This window comes from Vibrio tritonius (genome assembly GCF_001547935.1).
Lineage (GTDB): Bacteria > Pseudomonadota > Gammaproteobacteria > Enterobacterales > Vibrionaceae > Vibrio > Vibrio tritonius.
In genome coordinates this window covers 2,989,895-3,008,575 of the sequence record NZ_AP014635.1, presented here as the reverse complement: position 1 = coordinate 3,008,575, position 18,681 = coordinate 2,989,895, and the positions used below count along the sequence as shown (strand labels likewise).

The 18,681-nt window shown below is 44.3% G+C and carries 21 protein-coding genes and 1 other RNA gene; 15 read left to right on the top strand and 7 right to left on the bottom strand.

Features of this window, described 5'->3' with window-relative positions; genetic code table 11:
* Positions 1-10 precede the first annotated feature (10 nt).
* The 3 genes from JCM16456_RS13300 to zapA form a co-directional block, all read right to left on the bottom strand.
* On the bottom strand, positions 11-598 hold the full coding sequence (locus JCM16456_RS13300; protein ID WP_068715119.1) for a 5-formyltetrahydrofolate cyclo-ligase: 588 nt from the start codon (positions 596-598) through the stop codon (positions 11-13).
* Between the two features lies 1 nt (position 599).
* Positions 600-783: non-coding RNA, 6S RNA (gene ssrS / locus JCM16456_RS13295), on the bottom strand.
* Positions 784-799: 16 nt separating this feature from the next.
* Positions 800-1,105 (bottom strand): cell division protein ZapA, encoded by a 306-nt coding sequence (gene zapA, locus JCM16456_RS13290; protein ID WP_068715117.1) that lies wholly within the window; start codon positions 1,103-1,105, stop codon positions 800-802.
* A 242-nt stretch (positions 1,106-1,347) separates the two neighbouring features.
* Here zapA and JCM16456_RS13285 point away from each other — a divergent pair, with 242 nt between their 5' ends.
* From JCM16456_RS13285 to JCM16456_RS13275, 3 genes are read left to right on the top strand one after another with little or no spacing between them, the layout of a single operon-like run.
* Positions 1,348-1,923 (top strand): YecA/YgfB family protein, encoded by a 576-nt coding sequence (locus tag JCM16456_RS13285; protein ID WP_068715115.1) that lies wholly within the window; start codon positions 1,348-1,350, stop codon positions 1,921-1,923.
* A 40-nt stretch (positions 1,924-1,963) separates the two neighbouring features.
* Complete coding sequence (ubiH, locus tag JCM16456_RS13280; RefSeq protein WP_068715113.1) at positions 1,964-3,139, top strand: 2-octaprenyl-6-methoxyphenyl hydroxylase; 1,176 nt, start codon at positions 1,964-1,966, stop codon at positions 3,137-3,139.
* A gap of 13 nt (positions 3,140-3,152) precedes the next feature.
* Positions 3,153-4,382 (top strand): FAD-dependent 2-octaprenylphenol hydroxylase, encoded by a 1,230-nt coding sequence (locus JCM16456_RS13275; protein ID WP_068715111.1) that lies wholly within the window; start codon positions 3,153-3,155, stop codon positions 4,380-4,382.
* A 70-nt stretch (positions 4,383-4,452) separates the two neighbouring features.
* Here the strand turns inward: JCM16456_RS13275 and JCM16456_RS13270 are convergent, their stop codons facing one another.
* From JCM16456_RS13270 to ygfZ, 3 genes are all read right to left on the bottom strand, one after another.
* Complete coding sequence (locus JCM16456_RS13270) at positions 4,453-4,659, bottom strand: DUF1107 domain-containing protein (protein WP_068715109.1); 207 nt, start codon at positions 4,657-4,659, stop codon at positions 4,453-4,455.
* A 564-nt stretch (positions 4,660-5,223) separates the two neighbouring features.
* A complete protein-coding gene (locus JCM16456_RS13265; RefSeq protein ID WP_068715107.1) occupies positions 5,224-5,700 on the bottom strand; it encodes an aminoacyl-tRNA deacylase in 477 nt (158 codons plus the stop codon).
* Positions 5,693-6,667: a tRNA-modifying protein YgfZ gene (gene ygfZ, locus JCM16456_RS13260; protein ID WP_068715105.1), complete on the bottom strand. Its 975-nt coding sequence runs from the start codon at positions 6,665-6,667 to the stop codon at positions 5,693-5,695. Before ygfZ ends, JCM16456_RS13265 begins: the two co-directional genes overlap by 8 nt.
* A gap of 148 nt (positions 6,668-6,815) precedes the next feature.
* On the opposite strand from ygfZ, the gene JCM16456_RS13255 reads away from it, so the two are divergent.
* Entirely contained in the window at positions 6,816-7,076 is a 261-nt protein-coding gene (locus tag JCM16456_RS13255; RefSeq protein ID WP_068715103.1) for an FAD assembly factor SdhE, read from the top strand.
* A 433-nt stretch (positions 7,077-7,509) separates the two neighbouring features.
* On the opposite strand, the gene nadB is transcribed toward JCM16456_RS13255, so the two are convergent.
* Entirely contained in the window at positions 7,510-9,123 is a 1,614-nt protein-coding gene (nadB, locus tag JCM16456_RS13245) for an L-aspartate oxidase (protein ID WP_068715099.1), read from the bottom strand.
* A gap of 345 nt (positions 9,124-9,468) precedes the next feature.
* Between nadB and rpoE the strand changes: the two genes are divergently transcribed.
* From rpoE to acpS, 11 genes are all read left to right on the top strand, one after another.
* Positions 9,469-10,041, top strand: coding sequence for an RNA polymerase sigma factor RpoE (gene rpoE, locus JCM16456_RS13240; RefSeq protein ID WP_068715097.1), 573 nt, complete (start codon positions 9,469-9,471; stop codon positions 10,039-10,041).
* A gap of 33 nt (positions 10,042-10,074) precedes the next feature.
* Positions 10,075-10,719 (top strand): RseA family anti-sigma factor, encoded by a 645-nt coding sequence (locus JCM16456_RS13235; protein ID WP_068715096.1) that lies wholly within the window; start codon positions 10,075-10,077, stop codon positions 10,717-10,719.
* Entirely contained in the window at positions 10,716-11,675 is a 960-nt protein-coding gene (rseB, locus tag JCM16456_RS13230) for a sigma-E factor regulatory protein RseB (RefSeq protein WP_068715094.1), read from the top strand. The genes JCM16456_RS13235 and rseB overlap by 4 nt, the downstream gene beginning before the upstream one ends.
* Before the next feature lie 2 nt (positions 11,676-11,677).
* Positions 11,678-12,148 (top strand): SoxR reducing system RseC family protein, encoded by a 471-nt coding sequence (locus JCM16456_RS13225; RefSeq protein ID WP_068715092.1) that lies wholly within the window; start codon positions 11,678-11,680, stop codon positions 12,146-12,148.
* Positions 12,149-12,259: 111 nt separating this feature from the next.
* Positions 12,260-14,053, top strand: coding sequence for a translation elongation factor 4 (gene lepA / locus JCM16456_RS13220; RefSeq protein ID WP_068715090.1), 1,794 nt, complete (start codon positions 12,260-12,262; stop codon positions 14,051-14,053).
* An 89-nt stretch (positions 14,054-14,142) separates the two neighbouring features.
* Positions 14,143-15,039, top strand: coding sequence for a signal peptidase I (gene lepB, locus JCM16456_RS13215; protein WP_068715088.1), 897 nt, complete (start codon positions 14,143-14,145; stop codon positions 15,037-15,039).
* A 35-nt stretch (positions 15,040-15,074) separates the two neighbouring features.
* Positions 15,075-15,752, top strand: a complete 678-nt coding sequence (gene rnc, locus JCM16456_RS13210; protein ID WP_068715086.1) for a ribonuclease III — start codon at positions 15,075-15,077, stop codon at positions 15,750-15,752.
* Positions 15,745-16,710, top strand: coding sequence for a GTPase Era (gene era, locus JCM16456_RS13205; protein ID WP_068715084.1), 966 nt, complete (start codon positions 15,745-15,747; stop codon positions 16,708-16,710). The genes rnc and era overlap by 8 nt, the downstream gene beginning before the upstream one ends.
* Positions 16,711-16,801: 91 nt before the next feature.
* Complete coding sequence (gene recO / locus JCM16456_RS13200; protein WP_068715082.1) at positions 16,802-17,527, top strand: DNA repair protein RecO; 726 nt, start codon at positions 16,802-16,804, stop codon at positions 17,525-17,527.
* Positions 17,524-18,255, top strand: a complete 732-nt coding sequence (gene pdxJ, locus JCM16456_RS13195) for a pyridoxine 5'-phosphate synthase (protein WP_068715080.1) — start codon at positions 17,524-17,526, stop codon at positions 18,253-18,255. The genes recO and pdxJ overlap by 4 nt, the downstream gene beginning before the upstream one ends.
* A gap of 9 nt (positions 18,256-18,264) precedes the next feature.
* Positions 18,265-18,642, top strand: coding sequence for a holo-ACP synthase (acpS, locus tag JCM16456_RS13190; protein WP_068715078.1), 378 nt, complete (start codon positions 18,265-18,267; stop codon positions 18,640-18,642).
* The last annotated feature ends 39 nt before the right edge of the window (positions 18,643-18,681 follow it).

Below are 18,681 nucleotides of genomic sequence, written 5' to 3'. Positions count from 1 at the left end.
AGTTGAATATCTATTTTGCGGTGAATAATTGGTTTGGGGTGATGATGGAGGGAAGGGGTACATCCCATGCCTCTGTTGGAATAGCGTCAACGTGTTGGCAATCATGGGCAAGACCTATCGGTGTCGCTCCCTCTCTCGTCTGAAACCAAGGTGTGAGAGTTCGATCATAATAGCCTCCCCCCATACCAAGCCGTTGACAGGTGCTATCAAAAGCAACCAAAGGGGTGCAGATAATATCGAGTTCGGTAGCCGGAATAATCAAGCGTTGGTCAAGTTTAGGCTCGCGAATACCAAACTTATTCAGTGTCATCGGTGTTTCTTTTTGGTAATGGAGAAACAGTAAGTGACCTTGGGAAAAAGGGTGTAACACTGGAAGATAGATAGATTTTCCAGCATTCCATAATGCATCAATAAGTGGCTGGGTATTCAATTCGCCATCGGTAGAGAGATAGATAGCGATATGTTGACTGGCCTGGAAAAACGCCTGTTGCATGCATTGGTCAACAAGGTTATGGGCTGCTTGGTTTTGTTGCTCTTGGGAGAGTAGACGACGACGCTGACGAATCAACTGCCGTAATTGATTACGATGATCTGACATAGGGAACCCCAGAGTGCCGTTTAGGATTAGGACCCTTGAACCAGCTGGTTCAAGGCGGGCTAGCAATGATAACCGTAGGCTTCTCGGTACAAGCCGAGCTTGCTCAATAGCTATCAAGTACCAACCCTTTTTCGTTGCTTATCGGCTCAGGGACTTCAATCCCGACACGAACACTCCAGGGTAAATTCTTGATGCATTAGGTTAAAGCTGTCCTGGCTTGACCTTACTTAATGCGTCTTCTAACGATGCGGTCAGCTTTTCCATACGTTCCTGCATCTTATCTTTATCGCTTTGTTGTTGCTTAGCTTCATGGAGCTCATAGCAGATATTCAACGCCGCAATCGTGAGGAGTTTCACCTCATTGGTTACCTTAGTACGCTCGGCCATATCTTTCAATCGCTGATCAAGATCTTTGGCTGCACCAATCAATGACTCTTCTTGTCCTGATGGACAATTGACTCGAGTGATTTTACCTAAAATTTCAACGTCAACCGCTTGATTACTCATGATTAGTGAACTCTGTTAGCGTAACTAAAGATACCATACCGTTATTTGGTATCGAGCGCCAACTATAGGAAAAGCCGTTGTAAGATTCAAGCTTTTCACTCGGTTAAGTCTTAAAACACGAAGCAAAAACTCAGTTATTGGGCAATTTGACTAAAAGGTGTGCAGGATAACTATTTGTACGTTTTCGCCAGATCGCTGAAGTGATAGGATGGGGATTATTTAATACAACAGAGCCCTATTTTATGAGCGACAACATTTTCCCAGATTACGCAGACCTGACGAATGAACTAAAAAAAGCCAGCTTGGATATGACGCCTGCAGAATTGCACGGTTTGCTCACCGGATTTGCTGCCGGAGGGTTAACTCTGGAAGGCTCTTCATGGCAACCTCTGTTGTTTGATTACACTAACGATGGTATGGGGTGGCCAGTGTTCTTGCTGTCTCAAGCTAAAAATATGTTAGAAGCCACATTCAATCAACTTAGCCAATTGAGTATGGAGCTGACGATCAACCTACCTGAAGTCTCGGGCGAAAATGCGGTATTTGAGCTAGCCGACGGCGTTGCTGAGTGGATTAACCATTTTATTTCTGGGCTAGGTCTTGCTGGTGCCGATACCAAAAAAGCGTCTCCTGCAGCTCGTGAAGCATTGGAAGATCTAGAAGAGATGGCCAAGTTGGGGATTGATGAAGACGACGATTTGGCAGAGCAGGCGGAATTACTCGAACAAGTGATTGAACACGTAAAAGCCTGTGTTCTCACTTTACATGCTGAATTTGGAGTTCGACCAAAACAAGAAAAAAAACCAACGTTGCACTAATTATATAACGTCACATTAAGTGTTTAAGGGGAGCAAACGCGTGAAGTCATTTGATGTAATTATTGCTGGTGGTGCAATGGCTGGTGGCACATTAGCTTTAGCATTGAACCAATTAAGTCAGCAATCTTTGTCAATTGCGGTGATTGAAGCCTATCAACCGAAAGGAGGGGCACATCCAGGTTTTGACTCTCGAGCGATTGCTCTCTCCTATGGAACGGTAAATACGCTCAAGCGATTTGGTCTCTGGGATGATTTGCATGCAGTAGCTACGCCAATCACGCATATTCATGTGTCTGATCGTTCCCACTTTGGCATGACCGACATTGACCATAAGGAAGCTAACTTAGATGCGTTGGGATATGTAATTGAATTGGCGGATGTGGGACAAATCTACCAAACTAAAATAAGTCAATGCGAACAAATCACGCAGTATTGTCCGCTCAGTGTGACTGAAGTAGCGCGCGACCAAGAGTCGGTTTCTGTCACTTTGTCTGACGGTAGTCAGTTGCAAAGTAAGATGTTGGTAGCCGCAGATGGGGCATTGTCTACTTGCTGTGAGCAATTAGGTTTAGGGCTTGATGAGCATGATTTTGGTCAACATGCTGTGATTGCAAATGTCGAAGTAAGTCAACCGCATGAAGGTCGAGCCTTTGAACGTTTTACGACACATGGTCCTGTAGCTTTGCTGCCAATGAGTGGTCAACGGATGTCTCTGGTATGGTGCCAGCCTCCGCATCAGGTGGATGCATTGCTTAATTGCAGTGATGAGCAGTTTCTCGAACAATTACAACAAGCCTTTGGTTGGCGACTGGGTAAAATGATTAGAGTTGGTCAGAGAGCCTCATACCCACTGGTATTGCGTACACGCTCACAAGTGGTATCTCACCGGTTTGCTATCGTGGGGAATGCAGCTCAAACCTTACATCCTATCGCAGGACAAGGGTTCAACCTTGGAATTCGCGATGTTGCCAGCTTGGCTGAAGAGCTTACACATGGCGATGCCCTTGGTAGTTATCAACAATTAACGCGCTATAAAACTCGACGTGAACATGATCGTCAAATGACGATCGGATTAACTTCTTCACTTGTTCACCTGTTTTCAAATGATCTTCCAACGCTTAGTGCCGGACGAAATGTGGGGCTTGCATTAATGGATAACTGTGCACAACTTAAAGCTCCATTGCTCAAACGAACGTTGGGAATAGTGAATCGATAAAAGGTAATCAAATATGATGCAAAGTGTGGATATTGCAATTGTAGGTGGTGGTATGGTGGGTTTAGCAATGGCGGCTGCATTGAAAAACACCGATCTACGTATTGCTGTCATCGAGGGACGTCTTCCTGATGAAAACCTCGCCGAGCTACCGGATGTTCGAGTGTCTGCATTAAGCCGTTCAACGGAGATGATTTTACGTAACCTCAATGCATGGGATGGCATTTTGTCTCGCCGTGCCTCACCTTACTCCGCGATGGAAGTTTGGGAGCAGGATAGTTTCTCACGCATCGAATTTAGCGCTTCTCAAATGACACAGCCTAATCTTGGGCACATTGTTGAAAATAGAGTGATTCAGCTTGCTTTGCTAGAGCAAGTAAAGAAACAAATGAATGTTTCTTTACATATTCCACAGACAGTACAAAGCGTCGCGATTGGTGAAAGTGAGGCCTGGTTAACCCTTAATGATGGGCAATCCATAACCGCTAAACTACTGATTGCTGCTGATGGTGCAAACTCTTGGGTACGCAAGCAGATGGATATCCCGCTCACTCATTGGGATTATGGACACAGTGCTATTGTGGCTAATGTTCGTACTGTGGAGCCTCATGGGGGAGTTGCAAGACAGATCTTCACTCCAATGGGACCGTTGGCTTTCTTACCGATGTCCGATCCTCACATGTGTTCGATGGTATGGTCGACCGACCCTGTTCGTGCGGAACGCTTATTAGAATTAACCGATGATAAGTTTAGCCAAGCACTCACAACAGAGTTTGATGCGCGTTTAGGCTTGTGCCGTGTTGTTGGTGAGCGCCAAGCGTTCCCATTAAAAATGCGTTATGCCCGTGATTTTGTTTTAGAACGTGTTGCTCTGGTTGGTGATGCTGCACACACCATTCATCCTTTGGCTGGACAAGGGGTTAACTTAGGCTTGCTTGATGCTGCCAGTCTTGCACAAGAAGTGATCGCGTTGTGGCAAAATGGGGAAGATATTGGTGCAAAACGTAATCTTCGCCATTATGAACGGTGGCGCAAAGCTGAAGCTGCCAAAATGATAGCTGCGATGCAGGGTTTTAAGGATCTATTTGAAGGGAATAATCCTGCGAAGAAACTGATTCGTGGTTTAGGAATGCAACTGGTTGGGCATTTGCCAGGCGCTAAAGATGAAATCATGAAGCGCGCGCTTGGCTTAAAAGGAGAGTTGCCAGAGTTAGCTAAAATGACTGGTCAAGTTCATCAGCCCTAAACCGTAGGGTTAATTTAGCATAGATATTATAAGGGTTAGTTTGATGCTAACCCTTAATTTTTTCAATAAGTTAAGCGTGTGCGCAGCGCAGGCGCATGATTTCTTGGTTCACTTCTTTTACCGTTTGAAAGTGCCGCTGCTCTGCCTTTTCTGGCAAAATTAATTTGCCATTATCAAATTCAAACTTGCCGATACCATAGATATAGATGCGCCCTTTAAATAGGCGACTTACGTGCTTAGCGATCATATTCGGTGTATAGCGCTTAAACAGTCTCATCTTGTTTCTAAGTCCTTCTGTTTTTATTTGCTAGGCAAGCTTATCTGAACTTGGTGAATTTTTGTGTGACAAGTGCAGATATATCTCCGGTATAAAATCTATTTTTCAGCAAAATGTGCTGTTATAGACACTTTTTGCAATTCCTTATTGCGTTAGGAGATATTGTTACCTATGCAAGATTGTTGCCAACTTACGTATGTATTTCGTTATTAGGATTTTGGTGGGTCATTGAAACAAAGGTTTATGACGTTTGTAAGAATAGAGTATCTCTCGGTAAAAATGTAATGCGGCAGTTAACTTTAAAAAAAAAGCCCGCAAATATGCGGGCCAATAGTCACAGATGCATTACACAAAAAGTGGATGTACTGAAACAATCAGTGGATTCACTTTTTCGTTGAATAATGTCGTTACATTATGTGTCTGAACATTAACCAACAACTGGAGATTATCCTAAAAAAAACTCCGTGACTATTTATGTTTTCATGGTGATTAGCTATTCATGGATAAATGTTGCTAAATTTGATCTTTATCACAGTTGTTTGTAATGGATTGCATTAGTTGTTTTTATGATCTTTGAATATTATTAATCAATGGGTTAGATAGGAATAGTAAATCTGATATTGCTAATGCAATCCCTGCCATTTTCGACCCGCTACTAATAGTTACCTCATTCTGACTTATTATGCTGTGATCGAATAAGATAGGCATTTCGGTTTTAAGGTTTAATGGCGTAACGGTACCTATTTCATAACCAGTGATTTCTTTCACATGATCAATACTTACACAGGTCATTCTGCGCCACTGTAATATTGAACGTACTTTTTTAGGATCGACTTGAGTATCACCAGAAGTACAGGCGAGCGCGTACCGATCAGACATGTCTCTCAGCAAGATACATTTCACCATTTGGTGTGGTGCTATTCCACGTTCGGCTGCGGCTTCTTCTATGGTCGTTGCGGGCTTTTGATGGTGCAGCAAGCGATAGCTCACTTGCTGCTTTTCTAAGAACTGAATTAGCGGTGTATTAAGGGCGTTATTCATCTTCTTCTAAAGAGTATGGTAAAGGTTGGATTGTCCAGCGTGTTTCTGGTTGAGATGCAATGCGCAGCTCTGTATCTGCTTCCAGGTTGTTAGGTAGCACGACTAATCCGGTAGCTATTTTGTCAGTAAACGAATAATGAGCCAGTAAGGTGCCTGCTGTTCGCCAGTTATCGCCAACAGAGCGTTCCAAAGTGATAGGCTCATCTTCCGGTAGCGCAGAAATGAGGTTGCCTTTTACGATGGCCATTTCACGTTTGTTAATACCGCGATATTTGGCACGAGCTACCGTTTCTTGACCGGTGTAACATCCTTTGGTAAAGCAAATGCCATTTACCGCTTGTAGATTCAGAGCTTGCGGAATATGTTCGTTTTGAGCTTGAGCCGTTACGATAGGCAGTGCTTCTTCAATATCAAAACGTGTCCAAGTGGCTTCTGTCACTTTCGCCGCAGTAAATGCATTCGTGATTATTTCTGCTTGGTCTTGGTTTACCAGTAGCAACCAACGTTTATCGGAAATTTTTACGGCACTTCCGCCAGTAATGGGTCTTACATCGGCACGGCTATCTGATAGGGAATCAACCCAACTTTGCGCGCTATCACCCATGATACCTAATGCAATATCTTGGCTAGCGGTAATCTCAACTTTGGAGAAGATGGCGTATTTTTTTAGTTCAGCTAACTCAACCTCGATGGCTGATGCTGGCTGGAATAGGGCATAGCCATCATTGTGATGAAACAGACGAAAAACTGACCATACTTTACCTTTCGCATCACAGTGAGCACCAAGAGTCGATTGTTCATTGGTCAACGTAACGACGTTGCAAGTGACTTGGCCTTGTAAATAGCTCTTCTTATCTTGACCTATCATGTTGATAGCGCTCCAAGATCCCAAATATGAGAGCATTAAATCAGGCAGAGTGTCGCTGGTTGTGACGCCGAGCGGAGAAAATTGATTTTTCCAATCCATGTTATTCACCTAAGTGACGAATTTCCTATATGGTAATCTGGTTGAAGTTTTTTGTCAGCCCGTACAGACTCTTTGATTTAGTTAATGGTTGTGATGCAAATGAGTTGGTAAACTCGTTGTAAAGAATAATGATTAAGTGAGGGAAACCATGTATACCACAGAAGAAAAAGCTCGTATCAAATGGGCATGTCGCCGTGGCATGCTAGAGCTAGATGTTGTCATCATGCCGTTCTTCGAAGAATGTTTCGATAACCTAAGTGAAACAGAACAACAGAATTTTGTCTCTTTGCTTGAGTGTGATGACCCTGATCTGTTTAAGTGGGTGATGCGCCATGGGCGCTCTGAAAATTTAAGCCATGCCGCTATGGTTGATAAGATTGTTGCCTATAACCTCAGTAAGACGCGTTAGGCTTACACTCCACATCTCTTTTCATGCCCTCGCAACATCGATTGCTGTTTTTCAATTGGTATTGTGGGGGATGGTTGTTAGTGACATCCCGTTAGTCATGAGTATGTCCTTGGTGGGCATTTTATGGCGATACTGTTCTTCTTTCGGTGTGACGCCAACTGCCCTAGTTGGTGATGTAGACATCGATACTGAATCAAAAGAAATTATCACCTCGTCCCGAGAATCATATTCTCGGGTCTCGTTAATTTATGCTCATTATTTCATTTTATTTTCAGCTCGAGGGCAATATCGGTTGTTATGGCGAGATAGCTGTGATGAAAGTGTGTACCGGCAATTGATCATGCAATTAAAACGAGAACAGCAGAGTTCTCGTTTTCATCATTAGCCTTGCATGTGATGTGCTGTGAAATATCAGGCTTTTTTCTATCGCAGTTCAGTCATTTAAGGGTGGGGTTAATATGGTTGGTCCACTGTGTTCAAGTTGTTCTGGATAATCTAAGGTGTAGTGTAACCCTCGGCTCTCTTTACGTAGCATGGCACAGCGCACCATTAACTCAGCTACTTGGAGTAGGTTCCTTAGCTCTATTAAATTGTTGGATACTCTAAAGTTACTGTAATACTCGTGAGTTTCTTGTTGAAGCAGTTGGATGCGGCGTAAAGCGCGCTCAAGTCTTTTATCTGTTCTGACTATTCCCATGTAATCCCACATAAATAGCCTGAGCTCATGCCAGTTATGTTGCAAAACCACCTCCTCGTCGGAACAAGTGACTTGGCTTTCGTCCCAACTTGGCAGGCTAGAAGGCATGGAAACGGATTTGTTTTTACTCAGAATGTGTTTCGCCGCAGACCAAGCGTAGACAACGCATTCTAATAAAGAATTCGACGCCATACGGTTGGCACCATGCAGACCTGTATAGCTTACCTCGCCAATCGCGTACAAATGTTCAATATCCGTACAACCTTGATGATCCACCACCACGCCACCACAGGTATAGTGCGCCGCTGGGACTATCGGGATTGGCTCTTTCGTCATATCGATACCAATATCCATTAAGCGGGCATAAATAGTTGGAAAATGTTTCATGACAAAATCGGCTGGTTTGTGTGTGATATCAAGGTACATACAATCGGCCCCCAGTCGCTTCATTTCGAAGTCGATGGCACGCGCGACAACATCTCGAGGAGCTAATTCTGCTCGTTCATCAAAATCAGGCATAAAGCGAGAACCGTCGGGACGTTTTAAATAAGCGCCTTCACCTCGTAATGCTTCGGTTAACAAGAAATTTCGGGCGTCGGGATGATAAAGGCAGGTTGGGTGAAATTGGTTAAATTCAAGGTTAGCGACCTTGCAGCCTGCTCGCCAAGCCATTGCAATCCCATCGCCAGAAGAAATGTCGGGGTTGGACGTGTATTGGTACACTTTGGACGACCCGCCAGTGGCTAAAACGACAAATTTCGCTCTAACCGTTTCGACGTGTTCGTCATTTCGGTTCCACACATAAGCGCCAACGACTTTTTTCTGCTGCGTTACTTGGTCTAATTCGGTAATGAGATCAAGAGCGTTATGCCGTTCTAGCAATTTGATGTTAGGCTGATTTTTTACGTTTTCCTGTAATGAGGATTGCATCGCCATGCCAGTCGCATCCGCTGCGTGAAGAATGCGACGATGACTGTGGCCGCCTTCTCGAGTCAGATGATAGCGTGGTTCACCCTCTTCTTGATCTTCAATTCGGTCGAAAGGAACACCGCCATCAATTAACCATTGCACGCATTCTTTGGCATGTTCAGCGATAAAGCGCACCGTTTTCACGTTGCAGATTCCCGCTCCCGCAATTAAGGTATCTTGCACATGTGAATCGATACTGTCAGACTCGTCAAAAACTGCGGCGATTCCGCCTTGAGCATAATAGGTCGATCCTTCGCTGAGAGGTCCTTTACTGAGGACGATCACGCGACAGTTTTTGGCGACGCGTAGCGCTAGGGAGAGACCTGCTGCGCCACTGCCCACAACAAGTACGTCACACTGGTGTTCCCGATTGGTGTTCATACTAATTCCATTCCTGAACGAAAGTTGATGGTGAAAGTATTCCTCAAACTCTTATGAGTTAATGTGATTTCAGGCCCTGAGTCGTAAAGGAATACATTACTTGAGTAAATGCTATTGTGTTTTTACAGTGACTTCTTCAATATCTTAAGCTGTTTTTATGCAAACCTAGATTACGTCACATTACCAATTCATATTGGTAAAAATTTCACAGAGAATTGAACTTTTTCTCAGCCTGAGAGTCACAATAGTGCTCATGTAAGCAGTGGTGTCGAATAGAACATTCTGCACAATTAATGCCCATATCTGAGAAGGTAGGGGGATATAACAATAGGAGTAACCGCTCGAATGAACGAGCAGCTAACCGATCAGATATTGATTGAGCGAGTTCAGAACGGAGATAAGCAAGCTTTTAACCTTCTGGTACTGAGATATCAGAACAAAGTCTGCAACCTTATTTCTAGGTATGTGAGCAATTCCGGCGATGTGGCTGATGTAGCACAAGAAGCGTTTATCAAAGCGTATCGTGCGATTCCTACTTTCCGCGGAGAGAGTGCGTTTTACACATGGCTATATCGTATTGCTGTTAATACTGCTAAAAATCATATTGTTGCCCAAAGTCGCCGACCGCCGGCTAGCGATGTTGATGCTGAAGAAGCTGAATTTTATGAAACGGGTAATGCCCTTAAAGAAATATCGAACCCTGAAAACTTAACGTTGTCCAAAGAATTGAAAGCGGCAGTGTTCGGGGCGATTGAAGCATTGCCTGAAGATTTGAAAACCGCGATGACGTTGCGCGAGCTAGATGGCTTGAGTTACGAGGAAATCGCACAGGTAATGGATTGCCCTGTTGGTACTGTACGTTCTCGTATCTTCCGTGCTAGAGAAGCGGTGGAAAAGAGAATTAATCCTCTGCTCTAACGCTAGTGTTAGTAACTATTTATGGTGAAAAGAATGGCTGACAAAGAAAAACTTTCAGCTCTCATGGATGGAGAATTGATCGATAAAGTACTAATTCAAGAATTAGTCGACGATCAAGAAGGTCTTGAGGCGTGGGAACATTATCATCTTATTGGTGATGTGCTGCGCGGGGATGCTCCAGAAAGACCTGAGTGGAATATTGCTGAAAGTGTCGCTCTTGCTCTGGAAAATGAACCAGTGCATAACACTAACGCAACGGCTCCGTTAAGAGTGGTTGCGGAAACACCGTTAACGGTGGAAGAACAACCCGTGCCGGCAAAAGCTCGTCGGCAGATGCCTGCATGGCTATCTCAATTAGGCCAAGTTGCAGTGGCCGCTTGTGTCTCGTTTGTGGTGATTCTTGGAGTTCAACAATACGGAAATGGCAATCATGCGCCAGGCGCACAGTCACAAGATGACCAGATTCCAGTTTTACAAACAATCCCTCTATCTGGAACGGCTGAGCCTGTAAGTTTGACCCGGGACTCTGTGCAAAAGCAAAGTCATGAAGCGAATCTACAAGAGCAACGTCGTCGCGTTAATGCACTGCTGCAAGACTATGAGCTGCAATTGCGGTTGAATAGTGAAGGTAATGCTGCAACAACTCAAAATGACCCAATTGAACCGGTAGTTGAATGAAGAAATTTCTGATCAGTACGCTGATGCTGTTCAGTTTGAATACACCAGTTGCCTTTGCAGAAGAGCCTTCTGCAGAGGCGTTGTTGCATCAAATGAACAAAGCAAGTCAGCAACTCAATTATGAGCTTTCTTATATCCTGATTAAGAAAAATAGTATTGAACCTATCCTGTATCGCCACGCCCGTGAAAAAGATCAGCAATTTGCTCATCTGGTTTACTTGAGTGGGCCGGTGCGTGAAGTGATTCGTCGTGGGGATGAAGTCAGTTATATCGAACCAGGTGTAGAGCCCTTCACGATTGAGTCGAGCAACATGGTTGCGCCATTGATTCCTATGTTGAATAGCGATGTAGACCAAATTGGTAAATACTATGATTTCGTCAAAATCGGTCGCGCTCGCGAGGCGGGAGCGCCATGCCAAGTTTTGCGTATCGTACCTAAAGATGGGTTGCGTTACTCCTATGTGCTCTGGGTGGATGAACACAGTGATTTACCCTTGAGAGCAGATTTGGTTGATAGGGATGGTGAGGTGCTCGAGCAATACCGTACGATCTCTTATTCGCTCAATGATAAATTGGCGCAGTTAATGTCAGGGTTGAACAGTGTTCAACTGCCAGAGGTATTATCTATCCCTAAAGGGAATATCAAACAGGCCCATTGGTCTGTAGAATGGGTGCCTGATGGATTCAAAGCGATGGAAATTAATCGTTATAGAATGGCGATTACTGACCGTTTAGTGGAGAGTCAAATGTTCTCTGATGGCCTATTTAGTTTTTCTGTCTATGTTTCTGAGCGTGATAATAATTCGCTTAAAAACCAATTGATTAGACAAGGTCGTCGTACGGTGCAAAGTTATGTGGAAGGTACGAATGAGATTTCTGTCGTGGGTGATATTCCCCCACAAACGGCTCAACGAGTCGCGCAATCTGTTCGGTTCAATCCGCAAGGAGCCAAATAGCCATGATGACCGCATTAGCGACTGTGATGCAGGTAAGTCCTCAATCACAGGGATATGAGATTCAATTAAGTTGTGAGCAAACAACCAGTTGCAGCAGCTGTTCTTCATCGAAAAGTTGTGGAACCGGCATTGTATCCAAAGCTATCGGTAAAAAAGCGTTGTTATGGACCTTAAATACGTCAAAATCTGTCCATCAAGGGCAAGTGGTTGAGATAGGCTTTCCTGAAAAAAGCCTGCTGCAGTCGGCAGCTTTGGTGTATTTGGTTCCTCTGTTTATGATGATTTTGGGTGCTTGGATTGCCAACCAATGGCTTGCACCTGCTTTAAATATGGGTGAAGGCATCGTCATCGCCTGCTCTTTTTTATTTATTTTATTGGGCATCGCATTGGCGAAGTTCTTATCCCCTCGTCTTGAACAACGTTCTCAGCAAGAGGTTATTTTGCTTAGAGTGCTGGGAGAGCCTATTGTTTAAATAAGGTGCGAACCCAAGCGAAATTGGTTAGAATCGCCCAACTTGAATGAAATGCCGCCATAGGCGGCATTCTATTGTCTTAATTTTAAAGAGCTTAGTCATCCCAAATCTATGAAGCACATTCGTAACTTTTCGATCATCGCGCATATCGACCATGGTAAGTCGACTTTATCTGACCGTTTAATCCAAGTCTGTGGTGGATTGAGCGACCGTGAAATGGCAGCACAGGTTCTCGATTCTATGGATCTTGAACGTGAGCGTGGCATTACCATCAAAGCTCAGAGTGTGACTCTCGATTACAAAGCAAAAGATGGCGAAACCTATCAGTTAAACTTTATCGATACTCCAGGACACGTTGACTTTTCATACGAAGTGTCTCGTTCTCTTGCTGCGTGTGAAGGGGCATTGTTGGTAGTTGACGCAGGCCAAGGTGTTGAAGCTCAAACACTGGCTAACTGTTACACCGCGATTGAGATGGATTTGGAAGTGGTTCCTATCCTGAATAAAATTGACCTTCCTGCAGCAGAACCTGAGCGTGTAGCTGAAGAAATTGAAGACATCGTGGGTATTGACGCGATGGAAGCTGTGCGCTGTTCAGCGAAGACTGGGGTTGGTGTCGATGAAGTATTAGAAGAGATTGTCCGCACAATTCCTGCGCCAGAAGGCGATCCGGATGCGCCTCTTCAAGCGCTTATCATTGACTCATGGTTTGATAACTACCTTGGTGTTGTATCTTTGGTGCGTATTAAAAACGGTAAGCTGAAGAAAAACGACAAGATCAAAGTGATGAGTACTGGCCAAGTTTGGGGTGTTGACCGTCTTGGTATCTTTACGCCAAAACAAGTCGATACCAATGAACTAGACACCGGTGAAGTGGGCTGGGTTGTATGTGGTATCAAGGATATTCTTGGTGCGCCAGTGGGTGATACGCTCACGTTATCGAAAAATGGTTGTGAAAAACCACTACCGGGCTTTAAAAAAGTGAAGCCTCAGGTTTATGCTGGTCTGTTCCCTGTATCATCTGATGATTATGAAAACTTCCGTGATGCGTTGGGTAAATTGTCTCTGAACGATGCGTCATTGTTCTATGAGCCAGAAACATCAGCAGCGCTTGGTTTTGGTTTCCGTTGTGGCTTCTTGGGAATGCTGCACATGGAAATTATCCAAGAACGGTTAGAGCGTGAATACGACCTAGACCTTATCACCACAGCGCCAACCGTAGTTTACGAAGTTGAGAAAACTGACGGCGAAGTGATTTACGTTGATAGTCCAGCGAAACTTCCAGCTGTGAATGACATTGAGGAAGTTCGTGAGCCTATCGCTCGTTGTAATATCCTTGTTCCTGCTGATTACTTGGGCAACGTTATTACGTTATGTGTTGAGAAGCGCGGTGTGCAACATGACATGGTTTACCACGGTAACCAAGTTGCGCTGACTTACGATATTCCGATGGCTGAAGTGGTTCTAGACTTCTTCGACCGTTTGAAATCAACCTCTCGTGGTTATGCTTCTTTGGATTACGGTTTCCAACGTTTTGAAACATCAGATATGGTTCGTGTTGACGTTCTCCTTAATGGTGAGCGTGTCGATGCTCTTGCTATTATCACGCATAAAGACCAATCACAAACGCGTGGTCGTCTATTGGTTGAGAAGATGAAAGAGTTCATTCCTCGCCAAATGTTCGATATCGCGATTCAAGCGGCCATCGGTAACCACATTATTGCTCGTTCAACGGTGAAACAATTACGTAAGAACGTATTGGCAAAATGTTATGGCGGTGACGTTAGTCGTAAGAAAAAACTGTTGAAGAAACAGAAAGAAGGTAAAAAACGCATGAAACAGATTGGTAACGTAGAATTACCACAAGAAGCGTTCTTAGCCATTCTGCACGTAGGCGATAAGTAATTTTTGGTTGCTTTACTGCGTTAGTATCACCATCTCAAGTGAAAGGGTTTCGGCCCTTTCACTTTCGTATTTTTAGATAAGGGAATTCGATGGCCAATACATTTTCACTCTTTTTGGTAATTCTTACCTTAGTCACTGGTGTGGTTTGGGTGTTAGAGAAACTTGTTTGGGCGAAGAAGCGTCAGCAAAAATTGACCGACTTACAAACAGAAACCAATGGTATCGATCCTGAGTTGTCTAAAAAAATCGATCCACAGCCTTGGTGGGTAGAAAATGCGGTCTCTATATTTCCTGTTATCGCATTTGTATTGATTCTACGTTCTTTTATTTTTGAACCGTTTCAAATTCCGTCAGGCTCTATGATGCCAACCTTGTTAGTTGGTGATTTTATCGTGGTGGAAAAATACGCGTATGGCTTAAAAGATCCTGTTTGGCACAAAACGTTAATACCAACGAGCGAGCCAAAACGTGGTGATATTGTTGTTTTTCGTTACCCTAAAAACCCTAGTATTGATTACATTAAGCGTGTTGTTGGTTTGCCAGGGGATACGATTCGTTATAGCAGTTTGAAACAAATTTGCATCCAAGCTAAAGGCACATCAGAGTGTAAACCCGTTCCATTGACGAACTTGCATGAGAGTGATTTTGCGCAAGGTTATACTCAATTGATGCAGTTGGATGAACAGTTAGGCGAGGTCAAGCATCAAATTTTGATCAATCCGATGCAGGCTGATAGAGTCAGTGCATATGAACCTCGCGCCGGCGTTAATGAATGGGTTGTTCCAGAAGGTCATTACTTTATGATGGGGGATAACCGTGACAATAGCGCAGATAGCCGTTTCTGGGGCTTTGTGCCAGAGAAAAACTTAGTAGGTAAAGCGGTCGGTATTTGGATCAGTTTCGTCTTTGATCGTTCGCCTGATAGTGCACTACCTACGTGGGTACCAACTGGTGTGCGTTTTAACCGCATCGGTGGCATTAACTAGACTAGATTTATCTAGAAATAACACATCGAGAGAGTATGACTTCTCCTATTAGTACATTAGAAACGAAGCTCGGCTATGTTTTTCAGCAGGCTGAGCTGATTAATTTGGCGCTGACTCATCGCAGCGCCAACGGAAAACATAATGAACGTCTTGAGTTTCTGGGCGATTCAATTTTAAGTTTTGTTATCGCTGATGATCTTTACCATCGTTTCCCTAAAGTTAATGAAGGTGACATGAGTCGTATGCGTGCGACTTTGGTACGTGGTAATACCTTAGCGGAGCTAGGCCGTGAATTTGGTCTAGGAGATTACTTAAAATTAGGTCCAGGCGAGTTGAAAAGTGGCGGTTACCGTCGTGATTCAATCTTGGCCGATGCTGTAGAAGCGATAATCGGGGCGATTTATTTAGATAGTGACATAGAAGTAGTGCGTGGCATTATTTTGAGTTGGTATCAAAGCCGTTTGGACTCTATCAAACCGGGTGTTTCTCAGAAAGATCCAAAAACTCGCCTACAAGAGTTTTTACAGGGCAGAAGAAAGCCACTTCCTGTCTATACTGTAACTAACATCAAAGGTGAGGCACACAATCAGGAATTTACTGTGTCGTGTGAAGTAGCGGGCGTCGGAGAGCCTGTTATCGGTAAAGGCACCAGTCGTCGCAAGGCAGAGCAAGCGGCTGCGGAAACCGCGTTAGAGCAACTTATTAATGTCTGATAAAGAATTTGATATTGACGCATTTTTTGAGTCAAAACCTCAGCCAACATCGTTACCGGAAAACCAACATTGTGGTTTTATTGCGATCGTTGGGCGTCCAAACGTAGGTAAATCAACGCTCTTGAATAATATTCTTGGGCAAAAGATTTCTATTACCTCACGTAAACCACAAACAACTCGCCACCGTATAATGGGTGTAGAAACTGATGGTGATTTCCAAGCAATCTACGTGGATACTCCTGGGCTTCACATCGAAGAAAAACGGGCAATTAACCGCCTGATGAACCGAGCTGCTAACAGTTCGCTAAGTGACGTTAACCTTGTTTTGTTTGTTGTTGAGGGGACGCATTGGTCTGCAGATGACGAAATGGTGTTTAATAAGTTAGTGACTGCTAACTTTCCAATCGTTCTTTGTGTGAACAAAGTGGATAACGTTAAAGACAAAAATGATGTGATGCTGCACATGCACGAGCTTGCTGCTCGCCATCCTTTTGTTGATATCGTGCCAATTTCTGCCAAGCTGGGTAAAAATGTCGAAGTACTGCGCAAGCATGTTCGTGATCACTTGCCTAAGGCTGTGCATCATTTCCCAGAAGAGTATGTGACTGACCGTTCTCAACGCTTTATGGCGTCAGAGATTATTCGTGAAAAGTTAATGCGCTTTACTGGTGAAGAGTTACCTTACTCTGTCACCGTGGAAATTGAACGCTTCGACTACAATCCAGATACTGATGGGTTCCATATCAATGCCTTGATTCTGGTTGAACGTACTGGTCAGAAGAAAATGGTGATTGGTACCAAAGGTGAGAAGATCAAAACGATTGGTCGCGAGGCACGTTTGGATATGGAAGATCTCTTTGGCCGTAAAGTCTATTTGGAAACTTGGGTTAAAGTGAAATCGGGTTGGGCTGATGATGAACGTGCACTGCGTTCACTTGGTTACATCGACGACCTATAACGCAATTTCATCTTCTCTTCTAAGGTAGCCTGGCTTTTAGGGCTACCTTATCTTGTGACCGTCACGGTGTTTTATTTGGAATAGAAATAGTATGTCTGACGGTTTGCAACGCTGCTTTGTTTTGCATCGACGCCCTTACAGTGAATCTAGCCTTATTCTCGACGTGTTCAGTGAAGAATATGGACGCATTAGTTTGATGGCAAAAGGGGCGCGAGCGAAACGCTCTAACCTCAAAGGTGCTTTGCAACCTTTTACCCCCTTGCTTCTAAAATGGTCTGGTAAAGGATCTATGAAGACCTTGCGCCAAGCAGAGCCAATAAGCCTTGGGTTACCTCTAACCGGAATTAGCCTCTACTCAGCCATGTATGTTAATGAGCTGGTGGATAGAGTGTTAGCCCCAGAAGTGCCTCATCCCGATTTATTCCACGATTATTTGCTTGCTTTAACGGAGTTAGTGCAGTGGGATAACCCAGAGCCGCCGCTAAGGCGCTTCGAGTTAGCGCTGTTATCGGCTATGGGGTATGGGGTAGACTTTTTGCATTGTGCCGGAACTGGTGAGCCAGTTGATCCTGATATGACCTACCGCTATCGCGAACAAAAGGGCTTTATTGCTTCGGTCAGACGGGATAATCTCACCTTTGTAGGAAATGAATTAATCGCTATTAGTGAACGGCGGTTTACGACCAAAGAACAATTACAGGCGGCGAAGCGTTTTACGCGCATTGCCCTAAAACCTTATCTCGGTGGTAGACCTTTAAAGAGCCGAGAATTGTTTAGACAAGCCATTCTACCCAGAGCACGGAGTACAGGAAAATGAGCTCAATTTTATTAGGTGTGAATATCGACCATATCGCGACATTGCGTAATGCACGTGGTACGAAATATCCCGATCCAGTCCATGCAGCTGAAATTGCCGAGCGTGCAGGTGCGGACGGTATTACCATTCATTTACGCGAAGACCGCCGTCATATTAACGATCGCGATGTGCGTATTCTGCGTGAAACACTGCAAACACGCATGAACCTTGAAATGGCTGTGACTGATGAAATGGTTGAAATCGCTTTGCAAACCAAACCAGAGTATGTGTGTTTGGTTCCTGAAAAACGGGAAGAGTTAACCACTGAAGGTGGATTAGACGTTCTTGGTCAACTAGACAAAGTTAAAGCGGCAACCGAAAAACTAACCTCAGCAGGCATTCGTGTTTCTCTGTTTATTGATGCAGACCGTGAACAAATAGATGCAGCGAAAGCGTGTGGTGCTCCATTTATTGAACTTCATACTGGTCATTACTCGGATGCAGAAACGGAATCCGAGCAACAAGCTGAGCTGAAAAAAATCTCAGCTGCGGCAAGCTATGCTGCAGATCTTGGTATTACCGTTAATGCGGGTCACGGCCTAACGTACCACAACGTAGCAGCAATAGCCGCATTGCCAGAAATCTATGAATTGAACATTGGCCACTCGATTATGGGGCGAGCGGTGTTTGATGGATTAGCAAAAGCCGTTGCCGACATGAAAGCGGTGATGCTGGATGCTCGTCGCTAAGAGCTGGTTATGATTATTGGATTAGGAACAGACATCGCTGAAATTGAACGTATAGAAAAGGTGCTTGGTCGCAGTGGTGACGCATTGGCTAAACGTCTTTTAACGCCTCAAGAGCTGACAGCTTTTGCTGAGCACAAGCAGCCTGCACGCTTTTTAGCGAAGCGTTTTGCGGCGAAAGAAGCGGCAGTCAAAGCGCTAGGGACCGGCATTGCGCAGGGGGTGTCGTTTCAGCACTTCACTATTACTCATGATGAATTGGGTAAGCCATTATTGCAGGTGTCTGGAGTGGCAAAAGAAATCGCCGATAGGCGTGGTATTTGCTATTGGCATCTTTCAATATCAGATGAAAAACATTATGCGATGGCAACTGTGATTGCAGAAGCCTAATTCACAATACACAAGAGGTGGCATCGCCACCTCTTGTTT